26 protein-coding genes and 1 pseudogene are annotated in these 24443 nt (G+C 68.8%); 14 read left to right on the forward strand and 13 right to left on the reverse strand.

All coding sequences use genetic code 11. The features are described from left to right. Positions 1 to 380: 380 nt before the first annotated feature. From ACRXBZ_RS19100 to ACRXBZ_RS19125, 6 genes are all read right to left on the reverse strand, one after another. Positions 381 to 524: a hypothetical protein gene (locus tag ACRXBZ_RS19100; protein WP_433880243.1), complete on the reverse strand. Its 144-nt coding sequence runs from the start codon at positions 522 to 524 to the stop codon at positions 381 to 383. A gap of 426 nt (positions 525 to 950) precedes the next feature. Continuing rightward, positions 951 to 1676, reverse strand: coding sequence for a hypothetical protein (locus ACRXBZ_RS19105; protein WP_433880244.1), 726 nt, complete (start codon positions 1674 to 1676; stop codon positions 951 to 953). Then, positions 1673 to 2620, reverse strand: a complete 948-nt coding sequence (locus ACRXBZ_RS19110; protein WP_433880245.1) for an ABC transporter ATP-binding protein — start codon at positions 2618 to 2620, stop codon at positions 1673 to 1675. Before ACRXBZ_RS19110 ends, ACRXBZ_RS19105 begins: the two co-directional genes overlap by 4 nt. Positions 2621 to 2879: 259 nt before the next feature. Then, positions 2880 to 3683 (reverse strand): HAD hydrolase family protein, encoded by an 804-nt coding sequence (locus ACRXBZ_RS19115; RefSeq protein ID WP_433880246.1) that lies wholly within the window; start codon positions 3681 to 3683, stop codon positions 2880 to 2882. Positions 3684 to 3732: 49 nt separating this feature from the next. Then, the gene (locus ACRXBZ_RS19120; protein WP_433880247.1) at positions 3733 to 4389 is read right to left on the reverse strand and encodes a response regulator; all 657 of its coding nucleotides are present in this window, start codon (positions 4387 to 4389) and stop codon (positions 3733 to 3735) included. Positions 4390 to 4468: 79 nt separating this feature from the next. Next, a complete protein-coding gene (locus ACRXBZ_RS19125; protein ID WP_433880248.1) occupies positions 4469 to 5671 on the reverse strand; it encodes a sensor histidine kinase in 1203 nt (400 codons plus the stop codon). Between the two features lie 212 nt (positions 5672 to 5883). On the opposite strand from ACRXBZ_RS19125, the gene ACRXBZ_RS19130 reads away from it, so the two are divergent. From ACRXBZ_RS19130 to ACRXBZ_RS19140, 3 genes are all read left to right on the forward strand, one after another. Next, positions 5884 to 7434, forward strand: a complete 1551-nt coding sequence (locus ACRXBZ_RS19130) for a dynamin family protein (RefSeq protein ID WP_433880249.1) — start codon at positions 5884 to 5886, stop codon at positions 7432 to 7434. Beyond that, positions 7434 to 7898, forward strand: a complete 465-nt coding sequence (gene grpE, locus ACRXBZ_RS19135; protein ID WP_433880250.1) for a nucleotide exchange factor GrpE — start codon at positions 7434 to 7436, stop codon at positions 7896 to 7898. The genes ACRXBZ_RS19130 and grpE overlap by 1 nt, the downstream gene beginning before the upstream one ends. Positions 7899 to 7983: 85 nt before the next feature. Continuing rightward, complete coding sequence (locus tag ACRXBZ_RS19140) at positions 7984 to 9843, forward strand: dynamin family protein (RefSeq protein ID WP_433880251.1); 1860 nt, start codon at positions 7984 to 7986, stop codon at positions 9841 to 9843. A gap of 213 nt (positions 9844 to 10056) precedes the next feature. Here ACRXBZ_RS19140 and ACRXBZ_RS19145 read toward each other — a convergent pair whose 3' ends face one another. Both ACRXBZ_RS19145 and ACRXBZ_RS19150 read right to left on the reverse strand, forming a co-directional pair. Then, positions 10057 to 10338, reverse strand: coding sequence for a hypothetical protein (locus tag ACRXBZ_RS19145; protein WP_433880252.1), 282 nt, complete (start codon positions 10336 to 10338; stop codon positions 10057 to 10059). 108 nt (positions 10339 to 10446) lie between these two features. Then, complete coding sequence (locus ACRXBZ_RS19150) at positions 10447 to 10659, reverse strand: HC3 family zinc finger protein (protein WP_433880253.1); 213 nt, start codon at positions 10657 to 10659, stop codon at positions 10447 to 10449. 112 nt (positions 10660 to 10771) lie between these two features. Here ACRXBZ_RS19150 and ACRXBZ_RS19155 point away from each other — a divergent pair, with 112 nt between their 5' ends. From ACRXBZ_RS19155 to ACRXBZ_RS19200, 10 genes are all read left to right on the forward strand, one after another. Then, positions 10772 to 11614, forward strand: a complete 843-nt coding sequence (locus ACRXBZ_RS19155) for a helix-turn-helix domain-containing protein (RefSeq protein WP_433880254.1) — start codon at positions 10772 to 10774, stop codon at positions 11612 to 11614. Beyond that, entirely contained in the window at positions 11611 to 11850 is a 240-nt protein-coding gene (locus ACRXBZ_RS19160; RefSeq protein ID WP_433880255.1) for a DUF397 domain-containing protein, read from the forward strand. Before ACRXBZ_RS19155 ends, ACRXBZ_RS19160 begins: the two co-directional genes overlap by 4 nt. A 135-nt stretch (positions 11851 to 11985) precedes the next feature. After that, positions 11986 to 12396, forward strand: coding sequence for a hypothetical protein (locus tag ACRXBZ_RS19165; protein ID WP_433880256.1), 411 nt, complete (start codon positions 11986 to 11988; stop codon positions 12394 to 12396). A 13-nt stretch (positions 12397 to 12409) separates the two neighbouring features. Next, entirely contained in the window at positions 12410 to 12946 is a 537-nt protein-coding gene (locus ACRXBZ_RS19170) for a DUF3558 family protein (RefSeq protein WP_433880257.1), read from the forward strand. A gap of 23 nt (positions 12947 to 12969) precedes the next feature. Beyond that, positions 12970 to 14370, forward strand: a complete 1401-nt coding sequence (locus ACRXBZ_RS19175; protein ID WP_433880258.1) for a hypothetical protein — start codon at positions 12970 to 12972, stop codon at positions 14368 to 14370. A gap of 19 nt (positions 14371 to 14389) precedes the next feature. Further along, a complete protein-coding gene (locus ACRXBZ_RS19180; RefSeq protein ID WP_433880259.1) occupies positions 14390 to 15205 on the forward strand; it encodes an ESX secretion-associated protein EspG in 816 nt (271 codons plus the stop codon). A gap of 134 nt (positions 15206 to 15339) precedes the next feature. After that, on the forward strand, positions 15340 to 16176 hold the full coding sequence (locus ACRXBZ_RS19185) for a trypsin-like peptidase domain-containing protein (RefSeq protein ID WP_433880260.1): 837 nt from the start codon (positions 15340 to 15342) through the stop codon (positions 16174 to 16176). Positions 16177 to 16540: 364 nt separating this feature from the next. Continuing rightward, positions 16541 to 17281, forward strand: a complete 741-nt coding sequence (locus tag ACRXBZ_RS19190; protein WP_433880261.1) for a DUF6802 family protein — start codon at positions 16541 to 16543, stop codon at positions 17279 to 17281. A gap of 406 nt (positions 17282 to 17687) precedes the next feature. Then, complete coding sequence (locus tag ACRXBZ_RS19195) at positions 17688 to 19502, forward strand: phosphoenolpyruvate carboxykinase (GTP) (protein WP_433880262.1); 1815 nt, start codon at positions 17688 to 17690, stop codon at positions 19500 to 19502. Positions 19503 to 19787: 285 nt separating this feature from the next. Next, positions 19788 to 19952, forward strand: coding sequence for a hypothetical protein (locus ACRXBZ_RS19200; protein WP_190819980.1), 165 nt, complete (start codon positions 19788 to 19790; stop codon positions 19950 to 19952). Positions 19953 to 20074: 122 nt separating this feature from the next. Here ACRXBZ_RS19200 and ACRXBZ_RS19205 read toward each other — a convergent pair whose 3' ends face one another. From ACRXBZ_RS19205 to ACRXBZ_RS19220, 4 genes and pseudogenes are all read right to left on the reverse strand, one after another. Further along, positions 20075 to 21271, reverse strand: a complete 1197-nt coding sequence (locus ACRXBZ_RS19205) for a sensor histidine kinase (protein ID WP_433880263.1) — start codon at positions 21269 to 21271, stop codon at positions 20075 to 20077. Beyond that, positions 21268 to 21690 carry a hypothetical protein gene (locus ACRXBZ_RS19210; RefSeq protein ID WP_433880264.1) on the reverse strand — a complete coding sequence of 141 codons (423 nt, stop codon included), beginning with the start codon at positions 21688 to 21690 and terminating at the stop codon, positions 21268 to 21270. Before ACRXBZ_RS19210 ends, ACRXBZ_RS19205 begins: the two co-directional genes overlap by 4 nt. An 8-nt stretch (positions 21691 to 21698) precedes the next feature. After that, positions 21699 to 21950, reverse strand: a pseudogene (locus tag ACRXBZ_RS19215) (ATP-binding cassette domain-containing protein); the annotation flags it as partial. 133 nt (positions 21951 to 22083) lie between these two features. Further along, a complete protein-coding gene (locus ACRXBZ_RS19220) occupies positions 22084 to 23232 on the reverse strand; it encodes a sensor histidine kinase (protein ID WP_433880265.1) in 1149 nt (382 codons plus the stop codon). Positions 23233 to 23505: 273 nt separating this feature from the next. On the opposite strand from ACRXBZ_RS19220, the gene ACRXBZ_RS19225 reads away from it, so the two are divergent. Continuing rightward, on the forward strand, positions 23506 to 23661 hold the full coding sequence (locus ACRXBZ_RS19225) for a PLD nuclease N-terminal domain-containing protein (RefSeq protein ID WP_433883916.1): 156 nt from the start codon (positions 23506 to 23508) through the stop codon (positions 23659 to 23661). Positions 23662 to 23670: 9 nt separating this feature from the next. Here the strand turns inward: ACRXBZ_RS19225 and ACRXBZ_RS19230 are convergent, their stop codons facing one another. After that, complete coding sequence (locus ACRXBZ_RS19230; RefSeq protein ID WP_433880266.1) at positions 23671 to 24348, reverse strand: LuxR C-terminal-related transcriptional regulator; 678 nt, start codon at positions 24346 to 24348, stop codon at positions 23671 to 23673. Positions 24349 to 24443: the final 95 nt, after the last annotated feature.

Genomic DNA, 24443 nt, shown 5'->3' on the forward strand with positions numbered 1-24443 from the left:
GCGATAAGCATGTGGGCAGCTGGAAACGGCTGCCGCTCAGTCGCCCATGCGCCCGGCGTGGGACAGCGCCCTGCGTGGGACAGCGTCCTGCGCTCCCTCGCACCAGGCGTCGACCTGCACGTCCCGCCGCGCAGGTCGATCAGCGGCACGAATCCGGAGGCTCTAGCCATGTCGTCGAGGAACGAGACCGCAGTCCCGTCCGCTTCCGTCACCACGCGCCGGTCCTCGTCGAGAAGAGCCTTCAGGAACTGCACTGGACCTGTGGGGATGCCTCCGCTCATGAGGCGCAACTCGCCCTCGACCTCGGGATCGTCCTGCCATCGCCGCGTCGGGTCGAGGGTGGGGTTTTCGAAAATGACCAGATCGTTCGTCCAATGCGATCACCGTCCATCCACTCGCCAGGCCCAGGATGCCCGGGACAACTCGTCCACCGCTCGCACGACGTTGGTGGCGCTGCCGACGTCGTGGCACCCGTCCCAGCGCAGCAGCGTGGCGAGTTCGTTCAGGATCTGCCGATGCTTCATGGCACGCATCCCGTCGACACCACCGACAGCTCCGCGCTGCGAGCTGGCATTCACACTCGCGTTGCCACGGAGATCACCTGGGAGTCCAGAAAGCACAGGGCCCGGGCCATCCCCCGAATGACAGCCCGGGCCCTCCCCCGTCCCGACCGCGGGCGCCCCCGAGCGCTATTGCAGTCGGTCGAATTTGGTCGTGCCTGTCGGCCCCGACGTCAGCCCTCGCGCGATGTCCAATGCGGACACTGCGTGCCGCAACGGTTACGGCGCACCGAGTAGGCGACGTCTGCGGCTCGATCTTGTCCCCCCGATCCTATCGGTTGACGTGATCAGACTCTCGGCCGGGCCGGGTAACGTTTTGCTTTCCCTCGCCCAACTGGGCCTTTCTCCAGTTGATCATGCTGAGGCCAACTCAAGATCAGTTCTCGCAGGTCATGCGTCGCGCCGCCGGACGATGATCAAAGCGATCGCCCACACGGCCACCGCGACGGCCGCGAAGTAGGCCAGCGCGCCCCACGGACCGAACGGCATCTCGCCGACCCCGGCGGTGCCCGAGATGAAGTGGTCGGCCGCGTTGAACGGCATCCACTTCCGCACGTCGCCGCCGACCTTCGGGATCAGGCCGACCAGGCTCTCCACCAGCAGCGGCCAGAGCAGCAGCAGGGCAACCGCGCCGGCCGTCTGCCGCAGCAGCGCACCGACCGCGACCGCCAGCACCGCGCTGATGGCGAACACCAGGCCGACCCCGGCGACGTGGCGCCAGTCGTCAGCGGTGGCGAACGCGAGGTTGGAGCTTGGTGCCAGCAGCTTCGCGACGCCCCAGGAACCGAACGCGGCCACCTCGCCGATGATCAGCGCAACCACCGCGACGACCACCGTTTTGGCCAGCAGCGCGGTGGTCCGGTTCGGCACCGCCTGGAAGGTCGCCCGGATCGTGCCGAACCGGTACTCGGTGGTGATCGACAGCGCGGCAAGCACCAGCACCACCATCAGCCCGAACTGGTAGCCGACCTGCGTCATCGGCACCGACATGCCGCCGTCGGACTGGGTCGCGAACAGCATCGCGAACCCGATGGTCATCGCCAGCGCGAGGAAGGTACACCACCACGGGGACTTGGTGGAGAAGAGCTTGATCCGTTCAACGGCGAGCAGGGTCATCGGGCCACCTCCGAGGCCGTCGGCTCGGACGAGGCGGCGCCGAGACCGGTCTGGTATTCGACTGCGTTGCTGGTCATCTGGATGAAGGCTTCTTCCAACGAGCTCCGCTGCACGGTGAGCTCGTGCAGCACGATCCCGTGCTGCGCGGCGAGTTCGCCGATCTGCTCGGTGCCGACCTCGTCGATCAAGAGCGTGTCCGCGGCCGTCGACCGCGCGCTCAGCCCCTGCGCGCTCAGCAGCTGCTGCAACTGCGCCGAGCTCGGCGAGCGCACCAGCACGCCCTGCGTGCCGGCGTTGTCCACGAACTGCTGGGTGCTGCACTGCGCGATGAGCTCGCCGCGCCCGATCACCACCAGTTCCTCGGCGGTCAGGGCCATTTCGGACAGCAGGTGGCTGGAGACGAAGACGGTGCGCCCCTCCGCGGCCAGGCCCTGCATGAACCGCCGGATCCAGTGGATGCCCTCCGGGTCGAGCCCGTTCACCGGCTCGTCGAACAGCAGGATCTTGGGGTCGCCGAGCAGCGCGGTGGCGATCCCGAGCCGCTGCGACATGCCCAGCGAGAACCCGCCCGCCTTGCGGCGCGCGACGTCCTCCAGGCCGACCATGCCGAGCACCTCGTCGACCCGCTTCGCGGGGATACCGTTGGACTTCGCCATCCACTGCAGGTGGGTGCGCGCGGACCGGTTGGGGTGCACCCACTTCGCGTCGAGTAGCGCTCCCACGGTGCGCAGCGGGTGCTTCAGCTCGCAATAGGGCTTGCCGTCGATGCGCACCTCACCCGCGGTCGGCCGGTCCAGGCCGAGCATCATGCGCATGGTGGTGGACTTGCCGGCTCCGTTCGGGCCGAGAAAACCCGTTACCCGGCCGGGTTTCACGGTGAACGACAGATCGTTCACCGCGACTTTCGAGCCGTAGCGCTTGGTGAGGCCGATCGCCTCGATCATGATCACTCCTGTCGGGCCGATAATGCCGCGGCCCACCCGGGCCACGCTCCAAAGCCTGCCTGGTCGACCCTTGCACCGGCATCGCCCCCGCGTCTGGACCAGGGGTCAGCCTGAAGTCGTAGTCGACCCCCACCAGCAGGATGACCTCTCAGGGTTCTCCCTGAGCTTGGTGGACATGCGCCAAACAGCGATCCCGGAATCCGGGCGTCCGACGTTCCGCCAACCCGCACCGCCACCCGCACCGCCCCGCAGCCAGAACTCAGCGGAACAAGCGGTTCAGCGCCGTGGCCAGGCCGTCCTCGGCGACCGGCCCGGTGACCTCGTCGGCCGCGGCGCGCACGACCTCCGGCGCCTGCCCCATCGCGACGCCGCGCGCCGCCCAGCGCAGCATCTCGATGTCGTTATCCCCGTCACCGGCGGCGAACGTGTCCTCGCTCGCGATGCCCAGTTCGGTGCGCAGCTTCTCCAGCGCGGAGCCCTTGGTCACGCCCTCGGGGACCACCGTGACCCACGGCTCGTAGTGGTCCAGCGTGAAAGTGCAGCCCGGCAACCGAATCCCGGCCAACACCTCGACGACCTCGGCGGGCTCGTGATCCACCCAGTTCGCGATCAGTCGCGGCACCGGGACGCTGACGAGTTCGTCCAGCGACGCCAGCTGTTGCGGGCCGTGCAGCTCCTCCTCGTGGAACCTGGAGGTCACCAGGCTGCCCGCACCGACGTCCTCGGCCGCGAAGATCGCGCCGGGCAGCCGCCTGGCCAGCTCGGCGAGCACCGGCCCCGGCTCGAAAGTCTCAACGGACAGCACTTCCCGCGCCGCGGCGTCCACCCGCACCGCGCCGTTGGAGCACAACGTGACTCCGCTGGTCAGCTCCAGGTCGTCGAGGATCGGCAGGGTTCCGAGCGTGCTCCGGCCGGTCGACACCACGACCTGGGCGCCCGCCTCGACCACGCGGCGCACGGCCGCCCGGACCACCGCGGAAATCTCCTGAGTGGCCGGATCGAGCAGGGTCCCGTCGACGTCGAGGGCGATGAGTCGGGGCTTCCACGCGGCGTCAATCACCACCGCAGGCTAGCCGCCGATGCGCCCCGAAGTGCCTGGTTGGAGGCGCAATTCACGCCTCGCCCGGTTTGACCAGACCGGTCTCGTAGGCCAGCACCACCGCCTGCACCCGGTCCCTGATGTCCAATTTGGACAGGACGCGGCCGAGGTGCGTCTTCACGGTGGCCTCGGACAGGAACAGCTTGCCCGCGATCTCGGCGTTCGACAGCCCCTTCGCCACCAGCACCAGCACCTCGCGCTCCCGGTCGGTCAGCACGTCCAGCACCGATGCGTCCCGCAGCTGGCCGCCGCGCTCGCCCAGGAACCGGTCGAGCAACCGCTTCGTCACGCTTGGCGCGACCACCGCGTCACCGCTCGCGACCGACCGCACCGCGGTGACCAGGCTCTCCGGCGGCGCATCCTTGAGCAGGAAGCCGCTGGCCCCGTTGCGCAACGCGGACAGGGCGTACTCGTCCAGGTCGAAGGTGGTCACCACCAGGACCTTCGCACTGTCGGCCGCGACGATCCGGCGGGTCGCCTCGACGCCGTCGAGAACCGGCATCCGGACGTCCATCAGGACCACGTCCGGCCGCAACCGCTCGGCGAGCTCGACCGCCTCCGCGCCGTTGCCGGCCTCGCCGACGATCTCCAGGTCGTCCTGAGCGTCGAGCACCATCCGGAACCCCATGCGCATCAGTTCCTGGTCGTCGACCAGCAGCACCCGCAACATGTGGAACACCCTATCCAAGCTGCGATTTCAGGTCTTTCCAGCCACTCGGCCCGGGTGGCAGGACTCGTGCGCGACCACGTCAGGAAGTCGCGCCAGGCTGGTCAAGCGGCAGGATCGTGTGCACCCGCCAGCCGCCGCCGGTTCGCGGACCGGCCGCGAGCGTGCCGCCGTAGACCGCGGCGCGCTCCCGCATGCCGATGAGCCCGTTGCCGCCCGTGGTCATCTCGGTCGGTTCCCGCCGCATCCCGTCGTCCACCACCTCGATCTCGATGCGCTGCCCGTCGTTGACGGCCCGCACCGAAGCCTTGGTGCCGGTGCCGCCGTGCTTGACCACGTTGGTCAGCGACTCCTGCACGATCCGGTACACGCTCAGCCCGATCCCAGTCGGCAGCCCGGTGAAGTCGCCGGTGAGCTCCATCGACACGGTGAGCCCGAGCCCGCGCACCCGGTCCGCCAGTTCGTTCAGGTCGGCCGCCGTGGGCTGCGGGATGCGGGCGGGGTCGTGCTCCGTGCCGTCGCGGAGCACGCCGAGCAGGCTGCGCAGTTCGCGGAGCGCCTCGCGACCGGTACTGCCGATCGCCTGCAACGCCCGTTCGGCGAGATCCCGGTTGCTGCGCAAGGCGTAACCGGCGCCGTCGGCCTGCGTCACCATCACGCTCACCGAATGCGCCAGCACGTCGTGGATCTCCCGGGCTATCCGGTTGCGCTCCTCCGCGACCGCGATGCGGGCCTGCTGGTCGCGCTCGAATTCCAGGTTGTGCAGCCGCCTTTCCACCTCCGCGTGGTACGCGCGGCGGGCCCCAACGAACTCGCCCAGCACCCAGCAGAAACCGACCAGCATGACGAAAAAGAAGACCTGGTCGAAGACCAGCGACGGTAGGTCCTCCGGCGCCTCGTCGCCGGTGAACCGCCGCAGCAGGAAGAAACCACCGGTCAGCGCGGTGTAGACCGCCGCCTTCCGGCGCCCCACGTAGGCGACCAGGGTATAGATCATCATGCTCGGCACCACCGTCGTCGTGGTGACGTCCGGCCCCTGGTTGAGGACCGCCATGATCGCAAGACCGAGCAGCGCGACGTACGCCGACCGCATTGGCCAGATGCGCCGCACCGACACCGGCACGGTCAGCAGCAACCCGGCCAAGACGAACAGCACGGTAGGCATGCCGACCGCGAGATCGCCTTCGCCACCGAGCTCACCCAGGTGCAGGAGCAGCATGAAGGTGGCGATCCCGCTGTCGCCGACCAGCGGGTGCGCCCGCAACCAGAGGCTCAGTTTCCGCACCAAGCGAGGTTATGCGGCAGACGGGTGAGCCGGCGTCATCCCACGGGCTCGAATCGCATCAGCCCCTGGTCGCATCCGTCCTGGCCCGGGCTACCCCTCGGGGCCGCAGCGGCGGGTGCGGCGGGTGGTGATCGCGTGACTCGGGCCGACCCATCAGATCTGCGTGGCAGGATGTAGCGCGCAGCGAGTCGCACATCCCGGAAAGGTCGGCGTTGAGTACGGCAACCGAGCAGCAGCACTGGCCCGGCCCGCTATCGGCGGCGGTCGCCCGGCTGTGCACCGGGTTGCGGCCGCAGGTTTCCGAGCGGACCGCGGCCGGCTTCGCCGAGGTGCTGCGCAGGCTGTCCGCGCCGCTGCAGGTGGCCGTCGCGGGGCGGATCAAGTCCGGCAAGTCCACACTGGTCAACGCGCTGATCGGGCGCCGGGTGGCGCCCACCGACGTCGGCGAATGCACCCGGCTGGTCACCCGCTTCCAGTACGGCACGGTGGACCGCGTCGAGGTCATCTTCCACGACGGCAAGAAGCAGGCCGTGCCGTTCGACGCCGACGGCGGCATCCCCGCCGACCTGGGCGTGAACATCGACGAGGTCTCGCACCTGGAGGCCTACCTGACCAACGCGGTGCTGCGCGACCTGACCGTGATCGACACCCCCGGGCTCGGCTCGCTGGACGCCGCATCCGTGGCGCGCACCGAAGAGCTGCTGGGCACCGGCAAGGAAGAAGAAGGCGAGGAGGACTCCGAGCTGGACCCGGTGTCGCGCAACGCGGTCGCCGGGGCCGAAGCCGTGCTCTACGTGGTGACGCAGGGCGTCCGCGCCGACGACGAGCTGGCGCTGGCCGCGTTCACCGCCGCCACCGCCAGCCGGGAAGCGGGGCCGGTCAACGCGATCGCGGTTCTGAACAAGGCCGACACAATCGAGCCGAGCTCCGTCGAGGACTCCGACGGCGAGGTGTGGAAGGCCGCCTCGCTGCTCGCCGGGAAGCAGGCGCAGCTGCTCAAGCCCAAGGTCGCCGACGTGCTGCCGGTGATCGGCCTGCTCGCGGAGACCGCCGAATCCGGCGGGTTCACCGCCGCCGACGCGGAGGCGCTGCGCGGCCTGGCCCAGCTGGACGAGGCGACCCGCGAAACCCTGCTGATGTCTGCGGACCTGTTCACCAGCTGGGAATGCGACGTGCCCGCCGGCACCCGCAGTCGGCTGCTGGAGCGGATGGACCTCTACGGGATCCGGTGCGCGCTGGCGGCGATCGACGCCGAACCTGAGATCACCGCGGGCGCGCTGCGGCGGCGGCTGCTGGACTCCTCCGGGCTGGCTTCGGTGCTGAACCGGCTGGACTCGGTGTTCCGGGCGCGGGCCGACGGCATCAAGGCCGCTGCGGCGCTTGCCTCGGTGACCGCGCTCGCGCACGCCGCCGGCGATCAGGGCGAGCGGCAGCGGGTGCACGACGCGATCGAGGTGCTGCTGGCCAAGCCGGAGGCGCATCAGCTGCGGGTGCTGGAGGCGTTGACGCTGGTCACGGCGGGGGCGGTGGCGATGCCGGCGGACCTGGCCGAAGAAGTGATGCGGGTCGGCAGCAGCAACGACGCCGGCGAGCAGCTCGGCCTGCCGGGGCGGCACCGCAACGAGCTGGCCGACTACGCGCTGGAGCGGGCGAACTGGTGGCGCTCGTTCTCGTCGTTCGGCGCCACGCCCGCGCAGAGCCGCATCGCGCACGTGGTGCACCGGGCGTACTTCCTGATCTGGCAGCAGCTGCGGTCCGGGTGATGGCGGTGCGGGGCTGGCGACGCAAGAGTTCACCCGAAAGTGGAACCGGTGGCGTGCCGGGGGCGTCCGATCCGGGTGAGGGCACGGCCGTTGCCCCGGACGTCGACGCAGGGTTGGGGACCGATATGACCGCCGTGACCAGCGATATCGGCATAGACCCGCTCGAGAAGGCGCTGGCCGAACGAGCAACGCTGATCCAGCTGTGCATGTACGCGATGGACCGGGCCCGCAGCACGGGAGTGGTGGAGCGGCTCTCCGAGGGCCTGCGCGGGATCGGCGTCTCGGCGCTGCGCCCGGACGGTACCCGTTTCGACCCGGCGCACCACGAGGCGGGCGGCACGACGCCGACCGACGATCCGGAGCTGAACGGGTTGATCGCCGAGACCGAGGTGCTCGGCTTCGCCGACCGGGACCGCGTGCTGCGCGCCCCGGTGGTGACCGTCTACCAGCTCCGGGCGCAGTGATCCGCCTTCCGGTGATCACCGTGGTCGGGGACAATTCCCGAGTTCGAGCGCGGTCCAGGCAGGTATCGAGAGGAGCGGGGCGGACATGACGCCGACTGCACCGGGCGTCGCGGTCGCCGCGACCCTGCCGCAGCAGGTCAAGCAGGCCAGGGAGAAGCTGCACGCGGTGCTGCGGGAAGCCGACCCGAGCGCCGCCGAGTGGGTCGAGCAGGTCCGGCGCGGCCGCCCGAAGACGCCCAGCGTCGTGGTGGTCGGGGAGACCAACCGAGGCAAGAGCTCACTGGTCAACGCCCTGCTCGGGCATCCCGGTCTGTCCCCTGTGGACGCCGATGTGGCCACCGCCACGTACCTGCAGTTCACGCACGGCGAGCAGTGGGCGGCGCACGCCTGCTACCCCGGCCAGCAGGAGCCGGTGCCGTTCGATCTGTTGCAGCTGCCGAGCTGGGCGGGCGCTGGCCGCGACCTGCCCGAGGGGCAGCTGCCGCCGCGCTACGTGCAGATCACCGCGCCGATCGAGACGCTGGCCCGGGTGACCGTGGTCGACACCCCCGGCGTCGGCGGGCTGGACGCCCTGCACGGCGAGCTGGCGATGGAGGCGGCAGCGTCGGCGACGGCGCTGCTGTTCGTCGTCGACGCGTCGGCCCCGTTCACCCGGGGCGAGCTGGAGTTCCTGCAGAAGGTCGCCGAGCGCGTCGAGACCGTGGTGTTCGCGCTGGCCAAGACCGACCAGCACCGCGGCTGGCGGCAGGTCCTGGAAGCCGACCGGAAGCTACTGGTGGAGCACGCGCCGCGGTTCGCCGACGTGCCGATCTTCCCGGTGTCCGCGCGGATGCAGGAACTCGCCGCGAAGGCGCCCAGCGAGCGGGCCGCGGAAATGCTGCGCGAGAAGTCCGGCATCACCGAGCTGCGCACCGAGCTGGAACGGCTGATCGGCGGCCGGTCCGCGATGCTCGGCGAGGCCAACACGATGCGCGCGCTGTCCACTGTGCTCGGTGAGCTGGCCGCGCGGTTGGAGGCGGAGAAGCGCGCGCTGACCGTCGGCGAGGACGAGGCGGAGTCGCTGCGCGCGCGGCGCGACGAGCTGACCACCGCGCGGCGCTCGTCGACCCGCGGCTGGCAGGTCAAGCTGCGCGGCGAGATCCAGCGCACCCGCGTCGAGACCAGCCACGAGGTGACCCGCCAGGTGCGGGAGGCGCAGAACTGGTTCCGGCGAGCGATCGACGGCGCCGACCGCAACCAGCTCGCCGAGCTGCCGCGGCAGGTCGACGTGGCGTTGCAGATGGCGTCGAGCCGGGTCGCGGCCATGCTGTCCGCGCGGCTGGCCACGGTCGCCGAGCAGTCGTTGAAGGAGCTGTTCTCCGCCGAGGAGCTCGACGTGATCCGCTCGCAGTTCGCGCGCGGGTTGCAGGCGCCGATCGCGTTGCGCCCACCGGACAAGCGCCCACCGACCGCCGAGGACAAGCTCCTGGTGTTCATGGGCGTCTCCGGCGGGCTCGGCGTCGGCCGCGCGGCGGCGATGCCGTTGGCGGGCTTGGGGATCGCGGCGTTGAACCCGGTGGTGCTGCCGGTGACGATCGTGCTCGGCCTCGGGGCGGGCTGGTGGATGGCGCGGACCCGCAAGCACGCGGCCGACAAGCAGCACCTGAAGCAGTGGCTGACCGAGGCCATCGCGGATGCCCGCTCGGCGCTGGACCAGCTGGTCGCGGAGCAGCTGATCGAGGCGGAGCAGCAGCTGTCGCTAGCCCTCGACGACGCCTTGACCAGGCGAATCGAGGCGATCGAGGGGGAGCTGCGGGAGGTGGACAAGGCCCTGAAGATGGACGCCGCGGAACGCAGCCGCCAACTCCAGACGGTCAACCGCCGCCTCACCGAAGCGACAACCGGACGGGAGCGCGCGGAGAACCTCCTCGCCAGCATCCGCAACCTCCGCGACACGGCGGCCTGATCCGAACGAACCCGCCGGGTCTGAAGCTGGATTGCCGGGGTGCCGGTGACCGGGCGCGTGGGGAGGGGGCGTTCGCGCCCGGTCACCGGGAAGGGCCGATGCGGCGGAGGTCGGGGAGAACACCGCACCGGCCCGGCTGGGTGAGGTCAGGTCTCGTGAGTGGTTGCTCCGGTAAGAACCGGTCTTGAGTCCGGAAGGATCACTCACGAGCGTTCAGGCGCGCAGGTGGTGGCGCCCGGTGGGCTCGTCGGGGTCTGTGATGGGGAATCCCGGTGGTATGGGGGGATGTTCTTGTTCCACCCGATGTTCTTCGGCCTTGGCGCGGGTTTCGGCTTCGACGTCGGCTATGAGGTGCCAGACCGTGTAGGCGCCTTCGCCGCCTCCGGCGTGCTGGCCGGTCGAGAACGCGATGGTTCTCGCGGGCAGCTGGGTGGTCAGCATGGCGAGGATCAGCAGGTTGAACAGGACGAACGTGCTGAGCTGAATCCAGAACATGGTGAGGTTCCTTCCGAGGTGCGAGCGCGGCGATTTCGCGCGAAATCGGCACTTGCCAGGCGTGGGGAGCGGCGATTTCGCGCGAAATCGCCAGCCCCCTTGGGGGCGCTACAGGCGGGTGGTGAGGGTGTGCCAGCAGCGCATGCAGGTGTCTTCACGGATCCAGTCCACTTCGGACCGATCATGCAGCTCCGCCGCGCCCGCTTCTGCCCCGCAGAACGCTTTCACTCGCTCCTCGCGCGGCGCTTTCGTTGCAGCGATGGGAAACGCGTGGCGACCGCCCGTGACCGGGCGCCAGACGTAGGTCAAGTAGTCAGACATCGGGATCTCCCTTCGAAGATGTTGAGGCAAGTTTGCCCGAATCTGGGCAAACTGATCAACTACACGAAAGAGCGAGATCAAATGGGTGGTCGGTCACTCGTAAGCTGTGCCCATGTCGGACACCCCACGAGCACGCGCTCTGGCGAAGGAACTCCGAGCCGCCCGCAGCGCGGCGGGCTTGACCGCGCGGGAGCTTGCTCGCGCGCTGGGCTGGTCCGAGGCAAAGGTCAGCCGGATCGAGACTGCGCGGCGCGGAATCCTGGTGCAGAACGTCGAAGCGATCCTCGACGTCCTCGGCATGAAAGATGGAGATCGCGAGCGCCTGCTGAAGATGGCCCGCGACATCCGCGAACCGGCATGGTGGGAGCTCGGCCGCGAGCTACCTCAGCAGCTGACGGCTCTGATCGATGCGGAGCAACGCGCTAAGACGATCACTGACGTCACGCTCAACGTGCTGCCCGGATTGCTTCAAACCAGGGCATACACACGGACAGTGATGGAAGCGTCCGGTGTTCCCGAGGATCGGATTGACGACCACGTGTCGATTCGACAAGTCAGGCAAGGGATTCTGAGCAAACGAGATCCAGCAACGATGCGTTGCTTTATCGATGAGACCGCATTGACGAGGCCAATCGGCGGCGCCAAAGTGATGGCCGATCAACTGCAAAAGATCATCTCTGCCTGCGAGGAACCGAACGTCACGGTCCGGGTAATCCCGCTGTCCATTGGTGCACATGCAGGTTTGAGCGGCACTTTCGTGCTCTTCGAGTTCGGCAAGCCTCGTCCCGTCGTGTACCTCGAAGCGCGGCGATCGGGTGCGTTCATTGACGAGCCAGACGACGTAGCGCTGTTCTTCGATGCAGTGGAGAGATTGGAAGATCACGCTTCCGACCTCGAAGCCTCGCAGGAGATACTGCAGAAGTACCTGGAGCAGTACGAGAGCGAGGCGAAATGACGCCTGAGTTAACCGGCTGGCGCAAGTCCAGCCGTAGCGCGGCCGAGGGCAACTGCGTCGAGGTGGGCTGGTCGAAGTCCAGCTACAGCGGCGCAGAAGGTGACTGCGTCGAGGTGGCTTTGGCACCCCAGGTGGTCGGCGTTCGGGATACCAAGGACCGGGATGGCGCTGTGCTGACGTTCCCCCGACGGCAGTGGGTGGCGTTCGTCTCGGGGTTGCGGGATCGCCGCTCGTGAATTGGGCCGTCCGGGGGGTTCGTGGAGACGTTTCACGAATGTTGTCCGGGCCCGGATCTAGCCCTTGAACTCTCTGCGTTTGTGATCACACCACCGTGTAACCAGCGGTGATCACGAACGTGGAGGGGAGCTGCGTTGACCACGGGGATGGAAGGCTTAGCCGCCGGCGCGAGCGTACTGGCCGGACGGGCGGAGGGGCTGCGCGCGGCGGTCGACAACGGCCAGCTCGTCATGGACCCGGAGGCGGCTGAACGCGTCGCCAAGGTCTACGACGAAAAGGCCGACGACTTTCGTGGCTTTGCTCGTGAGGCTCAGCAGTTGATCACCAACAGCGTCTTTGGCGAATGCTTCATCGGGCGCGATCTGGAGAAGAAGTTCAACGAGAAGGTTCAAGGTTCCCGAGACGCTCCAGACGCTGGGCTGATACCGGTACTCCGTCAAGCGGAGAAGATCTTCAAGGACATGGCGCAGGCGTACCGGGACTCGGCGCGGGACATGCAGAATGCAGACGACGAGAACGCTCGCAACCTGGGACGGAATGCCTGATCTAATGATGCACATGCGCAAACTGCGATTCGGGGCTGCTGCCGCACTTGCGGCGGCGGGACTGCTGGCAGCTGGTTGCTCCGGCGGCACGGCCCCGAAGCCTGAACCATCGACAGAGCCCACGACCAGCAACGCTCTGGCAAGTTTCGATCCTTGCACCGCACTGACGCCTACGGAGATCCGGTCTTTCGGAGCAGCACCCGAAGGCAAGCCCAACGACCTCGGGATCGGCGAGGTCGGCTGCGATTACATGGGCGAAGACTTTGAATTTGGCGTCCTGAAAGCAGGGAAAAGCGACGAAGCGTACTGGCAGCAGCGGCGGAACAGCTTCGACGCGTTCACGCCGAACCAAGTCGGGTCGCACAGTGGCTTCGCCGGCATTGCGCTGAGCGGCAAGGGGCAGGGCGTCTGTCGTCAGATGATGTACGTCGGGTCGGGTTCAGTGATCGTTGACATCACATACAGCGCCGACAAGATCCAGAGTGACGACGCGACTTGTGCGAAGGCGATGGAGATCGCGCAGGTTGTTGAGCCGAAGTTGCCGATGTAGGCCGGTCGAGGGGGAACGACGACGTGGGGAACTGGTTCACCGATGGGGCCAGGGAGTTAGGGGGCTCCGCCTCCGATCTGTGGGCCGGTATGACCGGTGGCGAGACTCGTGCTCAGGAGCAGCAGCGGATACGCCAGCAGCTCTCCACCGCAGCCGGCGAGAAGCAGCGCGCCGACTTGGCCCAGCAGCAACAAGGTCTCCAGATCGACGGTACTGATCCGGCGTCGATCGGTCAGCACGACAACTGGAACGACTGGGATCAAGCTCGGCTGGCCAACCAGCTCAAACCTTCGCTACAGGTCGACCAGATCAACGCTGTTGGCAGGGCTTGGCAACAGCTTGGCGAGAGCATCAGTGCCTCTTTAGCCGACCTGGACTCCAAGACCCGCGAGGCCGCTGGTGACGGGATGCAGGGGCGGGCCGCCGATGCTGGGCTTGGTGCTGCCAAGCCGCTGCAGGATTGGGGGCAGCAGTTCGGCGACTCCGTGCGTGGGACCGGCCTGAAGATCCAGGAGGCTGGGATCGCCGCCGGACAGACCAAGGCGCAGTTGCAGCCGCCCGAGGACTACAACGGCACCCGCACCGTGATGGCGACCGTGCTCAGCCCTGCTGGCGGGATCATGGACGCCGGCGCGCAGATGCGGGAGCGGGCCGAGGCGGACAAGCAGGCTCGGCAGATCGTGCAGAACGTCTACACGCCCGGTTACACCGCCGTGGACTCCAGCACCCCGACGTTCCCGCCGCCGGTCGACCCACTGAATCCTCCGCCACCGCCGCCCAACCAGGGCCGCGACACGCAGAGCATTTCCAGCAACACCCCGAGCAGCACCGGCCGAACCGGCACGAGAACCGGCAGCACGCCGAACATCCCGAGCGGACCTGATCCGTCCATTGTGGACCCGCGTGGCATCGGTGACGGTTATCGCCCGCCCGCGCAAAGCGGCTCCCAGTGGACGAATCCGCCCACGCCGACGATGCCCGGCCCCGGCCTCGCATCCGCTCCGCCAGGTGCCCAACCGCCCGGCGGCGGCTTCATCGGCGCCATGCCGCCCGGCGGCGGCGCGGGCGGCGCTGGCCTGGGTGGTCGCGGTGCCGGTGGCATGGGTGCAGGCGGCCGCGGCGCAGGAGGTTTGGGCGCAGGAGGCTTGGGCGCTGGTGGTCGGGCTGGTGCCGGTGGTCCCGGCATGGGTGCGGGTGGCCGGGCCGGTGCCGGCGGACTCGGTGCCGCAGCGGGCGCCGGCTCGGGTGCCGCCGGTGCCGCCGGTGGTCGCGGTGCGACCGGTGGCGGAGCGGGCGCGGGTGCCGGTCAGCGCGGCAAGGGCAGCGAGGACCAGGAGCATGAGCGGCCGAGCTGGCTGGAAGAACAAGACGACATCTGGCTCGACGACATGCCGAGGACGGCACCGCCCGTCTTCGGCGAATAACACCAACCGGGGGTAACGCGTGTCCGAGCGATGGCTGCTGCCACCGCTGTGGTTCGACTTGTGCTGGGAAATCGGGAGATTCGACGAATACCCGTTCCCCATCGCGGTGCGCTCGCACGGCGCGACGCTCGAGGAGCGCGCCGTGCTACGCCAGCGGGCGCTGCCCGAGCTGCAGGCCGCCGGCCTGCTTGCCGGTGACGGCCTCGCCCCGCGCTTCGCTCGGTCGCTCGCCCAGCTCGCTAAGCCGGGCCTGTGGATCGAAGGGCTCTGGATACCCGACGACACAAACGAATCCCCGACCCGGCTGCTGGCAGTGGCCACCGAGGAAGGCGCGGTGCTGCTCGTCCAGGACCCGGGTGAATCCGAACAGCACGGGGGTGACCTGCGGATCTCCGTGCATCCGCGGACCTCGGTCGGCGCCGCGGCGGTCCAGGGCATGCCGCCGTCCCCACCCGGGAAACGCCCGCGCTTGGCGGTTCCGGTCGCCGATCTCACACCGCGCGACAACGCCGACGAAAGCTTCGAGAACGTCGACATGATGCAGTCCGCCGGTCCGAAGCGAGCCGCCCCGGCGGCCACGACGCTGCGCGCGATGACCGAGGAAAGCCACTTCCGCGACGGCCAGTTCACCGCGAACCTCCGCGACCGGCTGGGCCGCACGCACCGCTCCCAAGTGCTGAAGTGGTTCGACGCCTTCGAACCGGACGGCCGCTACGGCCTGACCCAACAACACCGCCCAGGCCTCGGCCCAGAACTCGTCCTCGCCCCACTAAGACCAGCAGAACTCGGCGCGGCCCTGGAAAACCGGATCGCCGAAATCCGCACCGCCAGCTGAACACCACTCGGGCACCGGTCCTGATCGGCATCGCCGCAGGTCGCGGGGTGTGGTATCAGGTAGCGGTCAGGGCGCGTTGATGCCGGGTTTCGCGGCGCTCGGGCCTTCCGCGGCACCGGGAGGAGGCCGTGCGCATGAGGACTCGTTTCGGGCTGGTGGTCTCGTTGGTCGGCGTCGCCGCGCTGGCGGCTGCCGGACTTGCCACCGGGGCTGCCGCGGCAGGACATTCCTGGGCCGCGGCATCCAGCGCGGCCGTGCATCCCGGGGTGCAGACCGTGACCAACTCCGCGCAGTGCACCGCCAATTTCGTGTTCCAGGGCGGGTCGAAGGTGTACATCGGGCAGGCCGCGCACTGCGCCGCGAAGGGCGATGCCACCCAGACCAACGGCTGCACCTCGGAGTCGCTGCCCATCGGCACCCAGGTCCAGGTCAGCGGGGCGAGCAAGCCCGGGGTGCTCGCCTACAGCTCATGGGTGAGCATGCAGGCGATCAAGGAGAAGGATGCCAACGCCTGCGCCTACAACGATCTCGCGCTGGTCGAACTCGATCCGGCCGACGTCGGGAAGGTCAACCCGAGCATGCCGGTCTGGGGTGGCCCCAACGGCCTGAACACCTCGGGACTGCAGCAGGGCGACGTGGTCGTGACCTACGGCAATTCGAAGCTGCGGGCCGAAGCCAGCGAGCTGAACGCCAAGCAGGGCACGTCCCTGGGCGACAGCGGCGGCGGTTGGAGCCACACCATCCGCACCTCCACGCCGGGCATCCCGGGCGATTCAGGCAGTGCCGTCCTGGATGCCACGGCCCGCGCGGTGGGCGTTCTGTCCACTTTGAACATCACGACCAACATCGGGACCAACAACGCCGGCGACCTCTCCCGCGAACTGGGCTACCTGCACGCCCACTCGTCGTTGCGGAACGTCTCCCTGGTGACGGGCACGCAGGACTTCCGCGGCACCACGGCCATGCCGTGACGCTCGACCTGCTCGCGATCCCGGCATCCGACGAAGACGCCAACGGCCGGCAGCCCAGCAGGACCGCGCTGCTGCGCGGGTGCGGGCAAAGCGGGTGCGGGCAAAGCGGGTGCGGGCAAAGCGGGTGCGGGCAAAGCGGGTGCGGGCAAAGCGGGTGCGGGCAACGGTGGGTCAGGGACCGTGAACGGTTGTGGGCGCTATGGCACCCGAAACCGCTCACGGGCACTGCGCTGCACCGATCCAACGCCCTCTGGGATCTTACGATCGCGATGCGGAAAAGATCAGGCCCTTCATCCCCGGAACCCTTGGCCTCTACCCTGCGTCCTAGGCGTTGCAGATGATCGGCGGCTGAGAGGTTGCGGACGTGTACATCGAGGAGCAAGGCGCGGGAGACGGCGACATCAAGGTCACCGTCGAGGGCGAGGAGTACACCGCCGAGGCCAACTACGACTTCGATGGCGACGGCATCGACGACACCGTCGCGGTGATGACCGACGACGGCTTCGTCGCCTACATCGACGACGACGCCGACGGTCAGGCCGACGTGATGCAGACGATCAACGCCGACGGCGAGGTGGTCGGGCAGGCCCGCTACGACGCCGGCACCGGCCACTGGACCGGCGAGGCCCCGCAGCAGCACCCCGGCGGCGCCGACCCGCAGGACCAGGAGCATGGCCGGTCGATGGTCATCGACACGCCGCAGGGCGACATGCAGGTCGGCCCGGCCACCGAGGACACCAACCAGGACGGGATCGCCGACACCGCAGTCGTGGAGACCGAAACCGGCGGCACCATGCTGGTCACCGACGTCGACGGCGACGGATCGGCCGACCAGGTGGTGGAGATCAGCCAGACCGGCGATGTGACGATCTCGCACCACACCGGCGACGGCCAGTGGACCGTGGTCGAGCACGGCAAGATTAGCGACGAGGGGCAGTACGCACCGAACCCCGCGACCGGCGCGACCGACGACGCGGCCTGGACCTTCGATGAAATCGCCCAGCCGCACGCGGCCACCGTCGACACCGGGGCGCACGGCGACCAGCAGGGCCAGCGCGGTGGGGCCGCGGCCGGCAAAGCGGACTCCGACGACGCCTGGGTCTGACCTCTAGACCGCAAATCTTTTCCCCGCCCGATGCGCCTACTCCAGGCCGTCGGGCGGGGTTTTCTTCGCCCGCAGCGCCGAACAACCGCCATTCGGGCGACGCCCGCGCGTAACCCGCCGTTCGCGCAACCGTCCGGTTCGCCGGAAATTCTGGGACGCAGCGATCCCCAGGCGGCGAGATTTTCGTCCGGACCACTTCCAAGATCGCTTCTGAATCGATTCCCTTATCGTTCTTGTGAGAGAACGAACAACGCTGATCTCCATTCAGCGGCCATTCCGCCGTTAGCCTCGGTGCATCCCTTTTTCACTTCGCCCGATCTTCGGGGCGGGCGAAGCTTTCCCTGCAAAGGCCGACGACCCCGTCGGCAAATCCGGGCTGTGGCGCCCAGTCAGGAGACACGACGCGATGACCGCATTGACCATCCCAGGTCTCGACCAGGCACCGACCACGCACGAGCGCCTGTTGTCGTGGGTGCGCGAGGTCGCCGAGCTGACCACCCCCGACCAAGTGGTGTGGTGCGACGGTTCGCAGCAGGAATGGCAGCGGATGACCGACCGCCTCGTCGAGGCCGGCACCTTCACCCGCCTGGAGAAGAAGCCGAACTCGTTCTACGCGGCTTCGGACCCCTCGGACGTGGCGCGCGTCGAGGAGCGGACCTTCATCTGCTCCGTCGAGGAGAAAGACGCCGGGGTCACCAACAACTGGATGGACCCCAACGAGATGAAGGCGACCATGACGGAGCTCTACCGGGGCTGCATGCGTGGTCGCACGATGTACGTGATCCCGTTCTGCATGGGGCCGCTGGACGCCGAGCCGCCGAAACTGGGCGTCGAGATCACCGACTCCGAGTACGTCGTGGTGTCGATGCACATCATGACCCGGATGGGCGCGAAGGTCCTGGAGCGGCTGGGCACCGAGGGCGACTTCGTACCCGCGCTGCACTCGGTGGGCGCGCCGCTGGAGCCGGAGCAGCGGGACGTGCCGTGGCCGTGCAACGACATCAAGTACATCACCCACTTCCCCGAGGAGCGGATGATCTGGAGCTTCGGCTCCGGCTACGGCGGCAACGCGCTGCTGGGCAAGAAGTGCTACTCGCTGCGGATCGCCTCGGCGATGGCCCGCGACGAGGGCTGGCTGGCCGAGCACATGCTGATCCTGAAGCTGATCTCGCCGGAGGAGAAGGTCTACTACGTCGCGGCCGCGTTCCCGTCGGCCTGCGGCAAGACCAACCTCGCGATGCTGCAGCCCACCATCCCGGGCTGGCGGGTCGAGACCCTCGGTGACGACATCGCGTGGATGCGATTCGGCGAGGATGGCCGGCTCTACGCGGTGAACCCGGAGGCCGGGTTCTTCGGCGTCGCCCCGGGCACCAACTGGAAGACCAACCCGAACGCGATGCGCACCATCGAGCAGGGCAACTCGCTGTTCACCAACGTGGCCCTCACCGACGACGCCGACGTCTGGTGGGAGGACATGGAGGGCGAGCCGCAGCACCTCACCGACTGGAAGGGCCGCGACTGGACCCCGGACAACGGGGAGAACGCCGCGCACCCGAACTCGCGGTACTGCACGCCGATGTCGCAGTGCCCGATCCTGGCGCCGGAGTGGGACGACCCGAAGGGCGTGCCGATCTCGGCGATCCTCTTCGGCGGTCGCCGCAAGACGACCGTTCCGCTGGTGAACGAGGCCTTCGACTGGCAGCACGGCGTGTTCATGGGCGCCACCCTCTCGTCGGAGAAGACCGCCGCGGCGGCCGGCAAGGTCGGCGACGTGCGGCGCGACCCGATGGCGATGCTGCCGTTCATCGGCTACAACGTCGGCGACTACTTCCAGCACTGGGTGAACGTCGGCAAGTCCGCCGACGCCACCAAGCTGCCGCGGATCTTCTACGTGAACTGGTTCCGCCGCGGTGAGGACAAGCGCTTCCTGTGGCCCGGCTTCGGGGAGAACTCCCGCGTGCTCAAGTGGATCGTGGACCGGCTGGAGGGAAACGCGGCCGCCGCCGACACCGCGATCGGGCGGGTGCCGACGGCCGACGAGCTGGACCTGAGCGGGCTGGACACGCCGAAGGCCGACGTCGATGAGGCGCTGAACGTCGATGTCGAGGAGTGGAAGGCGGAGCTGCCGCTCATCGAGGAGTGGTTCGGCACCATCGGCGACTCGTTGCCGAGCTCGATGCACGATGAGCTGGAGGCCTTGAAACAGCGTCTCGGTCACTGACCGAGCGACCCCCGGACGGGTGGACTTGCCGAAGCGACGTGGGAAGCTTCGAGTCCGCCCGTCCGGCACGGAGCTCCGCCAACCTGTGCGCATTCGTGCGGCGTTTCCCCAAGAGAGCTGAAGTTCTTTCGGGGAAACGCCGTTTTCGTTTTCGGGCCCTGGTGGATCTACGCAGCTCGGGGGGAGCAGATCCAGGGATTCCAAACGATCAGCAACCCGGCGGACACTGTCTGCGTCCCAGTGATTACCGCCGAAAACGGCGCGCCGATACGAGGGGGGTGTGTCATGGCTGACCTGGCCATGTTGGCGTTGTCCCTGATCGCGGTCGCTGCGGTGTTCGTTTCGTTGCGCAGGGAGGACCACGAGGTCGACGAGCAGTCGGAAGCCGGTGAGATCGACCGTATTCACCGGGACACGATTCCGATCCGGAGGAGGCCACAACTGCGATGACTGCAAGGCGTCTCCAAAGTCCCGCGGGGGCGGTAGCGCGTCCAGCGGCGGCGATTTCGCGCGAGATCGCCGCCGCCCTGGCACGAGACCATTGAAATCGAACCTCCGATTTCGGTCGTCGGTCACGTCGCGGGGAGCTGTTCGTCTATTTCCGGCTGGCGCGGGAGGACTGCGTGCACGCGGTAGCCACCGTCATCGGTGCGGCCGGTGTGGAGCTTGCCGCCGGTCAGGGCGACCCGTTCGCGCATGCCGATCAGGCCGAACCCGGAGCTCGGCAGCGCGACGGCGTGCGCGCGAGGGCTGCGCCGGTTCGTCACGGTCAAGGTGAGGTCGTCCCCGTCCTCGCTCACCGTGACCTGCACCGCAGCGTGCGGGGCGTGTTTGGCGGCGTTGGTGAGGGCTTCCTGCACCACGCGGTACGCGGTGCGCCCCACGACGGGCGGCACGTCCGGAACGGGATCGGGCATGGTGAGCCGGACGTTCGCGCCCGACCGCACAGCACCGTCTACCAGGTCGGCGATCCCGGTCGTGCTCGCCGCCGCGGGTTCGGCCTCGGCGTCGTCCCGCAGCGCACGTAGCATGTCGTGCAGCTCGGACATCGCGATGGCGCTCGTCGAGCGGATGATCTCGGCCAGCTCGGCGCTTCGCTCGTCGACAGCGTTCGCAGCCAGCGCCTCGGCGTGCCGCGACACGACGCCGATCCGGTGCGCCACGACGTCGTGCATTTCCCGGGCGATCTCGCGCCGTTGCGCACTGACCGCGCGTTCGGCGAGCAGTTCCCGCTCCCGCTCGACCTGCTCCGCGCGTTCCCGGTAGTCGGCCAGGACGCGTTGCCGCCCGCACACCCACAGGCCAAGTAGCAACGGTACCCCCGCGGACAACATCACCACGCTCCCCGCGACCCCCACGCGGACCTCGTCCCGCCACGCCATGCCGAGCACGGTGACCAGCACTTGCACCCCGGCGGCCACCCAGGTCACCGGCCGTGGCCCGCGGCGACTCGCCACGGTGTACAGCGCGATCTCCACGACGCCCCGGACGTAGCCTGCGGGCAGGCTCACCAACGCCGCGACCACCGCGGCCGGGAACGGGAAACGGCGCCGCACCAGCAGCGCGAGGAACCCCGCGGTCAGGAAAGCCAGCGCCGGGAGCGAGCTGTCGCCGAGGCGACCGCCGTGCGAGTAGATCTCCCCTGCGATCGGGGCCAGCGCTACCGCGACGTCGAACAGCAGCGACCGCGGCGAGCCATCCCACCACGACAACCACGAGCGCTGCTGTTCGGCTGACACCCGGTGCAGGGCACGAGCGCGGCCGGTCACGTGGCCCGGCGGGTTAGGGCGACCGCGGCGGCGCCGAGCAGGACCACCGACAGCACCAGCAGCACCAGGTGCCATTCGGGCGTCGCAGAGACCAGCCGGCGGGCGGAGTAGAACGGCTCCAGCGCGGTGAGCAGCGCCGGCGGCAGATCCAGCCGGTTGATCAGGAACATCTCCATCTGCGGCCACACCACGAGCACCGCGATCGGCAGGACCGATCCGCGCACCAACCCGGCCAGCGCGAGCCCGATGAGGGTGATCAGCGCGATGTCCATGACGAATCCGGTGCCGAGGAGGAGCGAGGTGGACGGGGTCGGCGGGGCGCCGAAGAACACCGCGAGCACCAGCCAGGACGCCGCGAGCACCACAGCTTCGGTGACGATCGCGGCCACCGCGACCGTGATCATCTTCGCGAGCAGCACGCTCGCCCGTGGGCGCACTGTGCGTCGAGCAGCACACCCACGGTGCGCACCGGATTCGGCAGCTCCTGGTAGGTCCGGCCGCCGAACGTGACGCTGCCTTCGCCACGGTCGAGCCCGAGCATGAGCCGCATCGTCGTCGACTTGCCCGCGCCGTTGGGACCCAGAAAACCGGTCACCACACCGGGCCGGACGGTGCAGCTGAGGCCGTGCACGGCGAGCTTGTCGCCGTATCGCTTGGTCAGTTCCCGGACTGTGATCAACCCTGCTCCTCGATGTCGCCAATGGTGTTCCCGCATGGCATCGAGAATCGCGAATCCGGCGCCCGCCGACGTCTGACTTCCAGCTAGGAGCAGGTACGACTTTCGGGCAATCCGCGATTGCTGACGGCGCGGCTCATCCCGGGTTCGCCGCGCGCAACGGGAGAACCGCCGCCACCCGGTAGCCCCCATCATCGGAGGGCCCGGCCTGCAGCGAACCGCCCGCGAGTGCCACGCGTTCACGCATCCCGAGCAGCCCGTACCCGGAACCCGCCGTGGTGCCCGCTTTCCGGCCGGGGTCGTTCGCGACGGTGATGACGAGGTCATCGCCAGCCTCGACGTCGACCCGGACGGCGGCGTCCGGTGCGTGCCGGGCCGCGTTCGTCAACGCCTCCTGCACCACCCGGTAGGCGGCGCGGCCGGTGGTTCCGGAGGTCTCGGGCAGCTCTTCGGGCATGGTCAGTCGCACGGTGGACCCGGCCTCGACCGAGTCGCGGACCAGCTCCGCGATGTCGCGCACGGTGGGCACTTCCACGAGATCGCCGTCGTGACCGGACGGGCCCTCACGCAGGACGCGCAGCATGCCGCGCAGCTCGGTGAGCGCCTTCGCACTGTTTTCCCGGATGACCTCGGCCGTATCGGCGGTGGTCTCGTCCCGCGCGTGCATGGTGAGCGCCCCCGCCTGCAACGACATCACGCTCGCCCGGTGCGCGATCACGTCGTGCAGCTCGCGCGCGATCCGCGTGCGCTCTTCGGCGACGGCCCGTTCGGCGAGCAGTGCGCGTTCCCGTTCTGCCCGCTCGATGCGTTCGTGCGCGGCGGACAGCAGCACCTGCCGCTGGTGCAGCCACAGCCCGAGCATGGCCGGGACGCCGTAGAACACCGATTTCACGACGATTCCTAGCAGCATCGGGAATCCGTGCCAGCCCTGCTGCCGGACCATCTCCGAGGCCACCTCGGCCGCGATGGTCACGGAGCCGGAGAACCACAGCGATCGCCCGGGGCCGTGGCGGCGGGCGAACGTGTACAGCGCGATCGAGGCCGGTAGCGGGGACTGGCCGAACGCGACGACGGCGACCGCCGTCGTGACCGCCACGCTCGGGAACCGCCTGCGCACGAGCAGTCCGAGTCCGGCCGCCAGGATGACGCAAACCGCCCAGGGCGAGTCGGTCTCGTTGACCAGTCCGGCGCTGAACAGCAGCGATACCGCCAGGTCGAGGAGCAGCGAGCGCACCTTGCCGTCCCACCAGGACAGCAGGCGGTCGCGGTCGACTAGGAAGGGCACCGGGCCGACTCTAGCCCCGGCGATCCGCCCGGGTGTTCGCCGACCGGCCGATCCCCGTACGACTTTCGGCCAAGTCCGGACGAGCGGGTAGCCGGACGCCGTCGCGGTGCGCCGCGCCATAGCGTGCTGAATCGAACGACAACGCACATCGCGGAAGGAAAGCCCCTCATGGCCCTGGCCCTGGCACCCGCGCACGTCCTCGCCGACCCGGCACCGATCATCGCGATGAGCGGGTTGGGGCTGGCCACCCTGCTGCTCTTCGGCTGACTGGCGCTGTTCGTATGCGCCCTGATCAGCATCCTCCTCTCAGCGCACACCGGTGGGATGAAGATCGCGTGGCTCGTGTTCGCCTTCGTGGCCCCGTTCCTGGGCTGCCTGCTGTGGTTCGTCGTGGGCCGGGGTGACGCCTACCGGCGTCGCGCGGTCTGACGACCTGCGCTACGCCAGGCCCGCGTCGTGGGTGATGATCGCGACCTGGGTTCGGTTGACGGCGCTCAGCTTGGCCATGATCCGTCCTATGTGGACCTTGACGGTGGATTGGCTCATGTACAGGCCGGCCGCGATTTCCGCATTGCTCGAACCCCGGGCAACCGCCACCGCCACCTCGCGTTCCCGGGCGGTCAGCTGGTCCACCTTGGACTTCGCGGCGTGCGCGGCGGCGCCACCTGCGGAGAACGCGGAGAGCAGCTTCCGGATGATCCGCGGGGAGAGCATCGCCTCGCCACCTGCGAGGGTGTGCACCGCGGCGACCAGTTCGTGCGGCCGGGTGTCCTTGAGCAGGAACCCGGCCGCGCCGCTCTGCAACGCCTCGTGCACGTACTCGTCCACGTCGAATGTGGTTAGCACGGCCACGGCAGGCGAATCGGGGAGAGCGGTAACGCGCTTGGTGACTTCCAGGCCGCCGACGCCCGGCATCTGGATGTCGGTGAGCACGACGTGCGGGCGGTACCGGGAGACGAGAACGAAGAAGTTGCCCCAGGCCGTGATGAACGTGAAGATCGCGACCACTGCCATGCCGGGCACGATCAACGGCAGCACGACCGAGCGCAGTGCCTGCATCGCCGACGCGCCGTCCACCCACGCCGCCTCTTCGAGGCTGATCGGGACACCGTCCATGAAGTTCGGGTACTCCGGCAGCGCGGGCCGGTACTGCGTGGTGCCCAGCCAGCGGTGGTTGCGCCCGACCTGAGATCCGGATCACACTCTGGGCA

Origin of the sequence: Saccharopolyspora hattusasensis, from assembly GCF_050972075.1 — a bacterium.
Taxonomy (GTDB): domain Bacteria; phylum Actinomycetota; class Actinomycetes; order Mycobacteriales; family Pseudonocardiaceae; genus Saccharopolyspora; species Saccharopolyspora hattusasensis.

What these genes read in the sequence shown, in the direction of transcription:
- ACRXBZ_RS19100 (WP_433880243.1), bottom strand. Translation starts at nt 524, where the DNA reads ATGAAGCATCGGCAGATCCTGAACGAACTCGCCACGCTGCTGCGCTGG.
- ACRXBZ_RS19105 (WP_433880244.1), bottom strand. Translation starts at nt 1,676, where the DNA reads ATGACCCTGCTCGCCGTTGAACGGATCAAGCTCTTCTCCACCAAGTCC.
- ACRXBZ_RS19110 (WP_433880245.1), bottom strand. Translation starts at nt 2,620, where the DNA reads ATGATCGAGGCGATCGGCCTCACCAAGCGCTACGGCTCGAAAGTCGCG.
- ACRXBZ_RS19120 (WP_433880247.1), bottom strand. Translation starts at nt 4,389, where the DNA reads ATGTTGCGGGTGCTGCTGGTCGACGACCAGGAACTGATGCGCATGGGG.
- grpE (WP_433880250.1), top strand. Translation starts at nt 7,434, where the DNA reads ATGGCGGTGCGGGGCTGGCGACGCAAGAGTTCACCCGAAAGTGGAACC.
- ACRXBZ_RS19140 (WP_433880251.1), top strand. Translation starts at nt 7,984, where the DNA reads ATGACGCCGACTGCACCGGGCGTCGCGGTCGCCGCGACCCTGCCGCAG.
- ACRXBZ_RS19145 (WP_433880252.1), bottom strand. Translation starts at nt 10,338, where the DNA reads ATGTTCTGGATTCAGCTCAGCACGTTCGTCCTGTTCAACCTGCTGATC.
- ACRXBZ_RS19150 (WP_433880253.1), bottom strand. Translation starts at nt 10,659, where the DNA reads ATGTCTGACTACTTGACCTACGTCTGGCGCCCGGTCACGGGCGGTCGC.
- ACRXBZ_RS19155 (WP_433880254.1), top strand. Translation starts at nt 10,772, where the DNA reads ATGTCGGACACCCCACGAGCACGCGCTCTGGCGAAGGAACTCCGAGCC.
- ACRXBZ_RS19160 (WP_433880255.1), top strand. Translation starts at nt 11,611, where the DNA reads ATGACGCCTGAGTTAACCGGCTGGCGCAAGTCCAGCCGTAGCGCGGCC.
- ACRXBZ_RS19170 (WP_433880257.1), top strand. Translation starts at nt 12,410, where the DNA reads ATGCGCAAACTGCGATTCGGGGCTGCTGCCGCACTTGCGGCGGCGGGA.
- ACRXBZ_RS19185 (WP_433880260.1), top strand. Translation starts at nt 15,340, where the DNA reads ATGAGGACTCGTTTCGGGCTGGTGGTCTCGTTGGTCGGCGTCGCCGCG.
- ACRXBZ_RS19195 (WP_433880262.1), top strand. Translation starts at nt 17,688, where the DNA reads ATGACCGCATTGACCATCCCAGGTCTCGACCAGGCACCGACCACGCAC.
- ACRXBZ_RS19200 (WP_190819980.1), top strand. Translation starts at nt 19,788, where the DNA reads ATGGCTGACCTGGCCATGTTGGCGTTGTCCCTGATCGCGGTCGCTGCG.
- ACRXBZ_RS19230 (WP_433880266.1), bottom strand. Translation starts at nt 24,348, where the DNA reads ATGGACGGTGTCCCGATCAGCCTCGAAGAGGCGGCGTGGGTGGACGGC.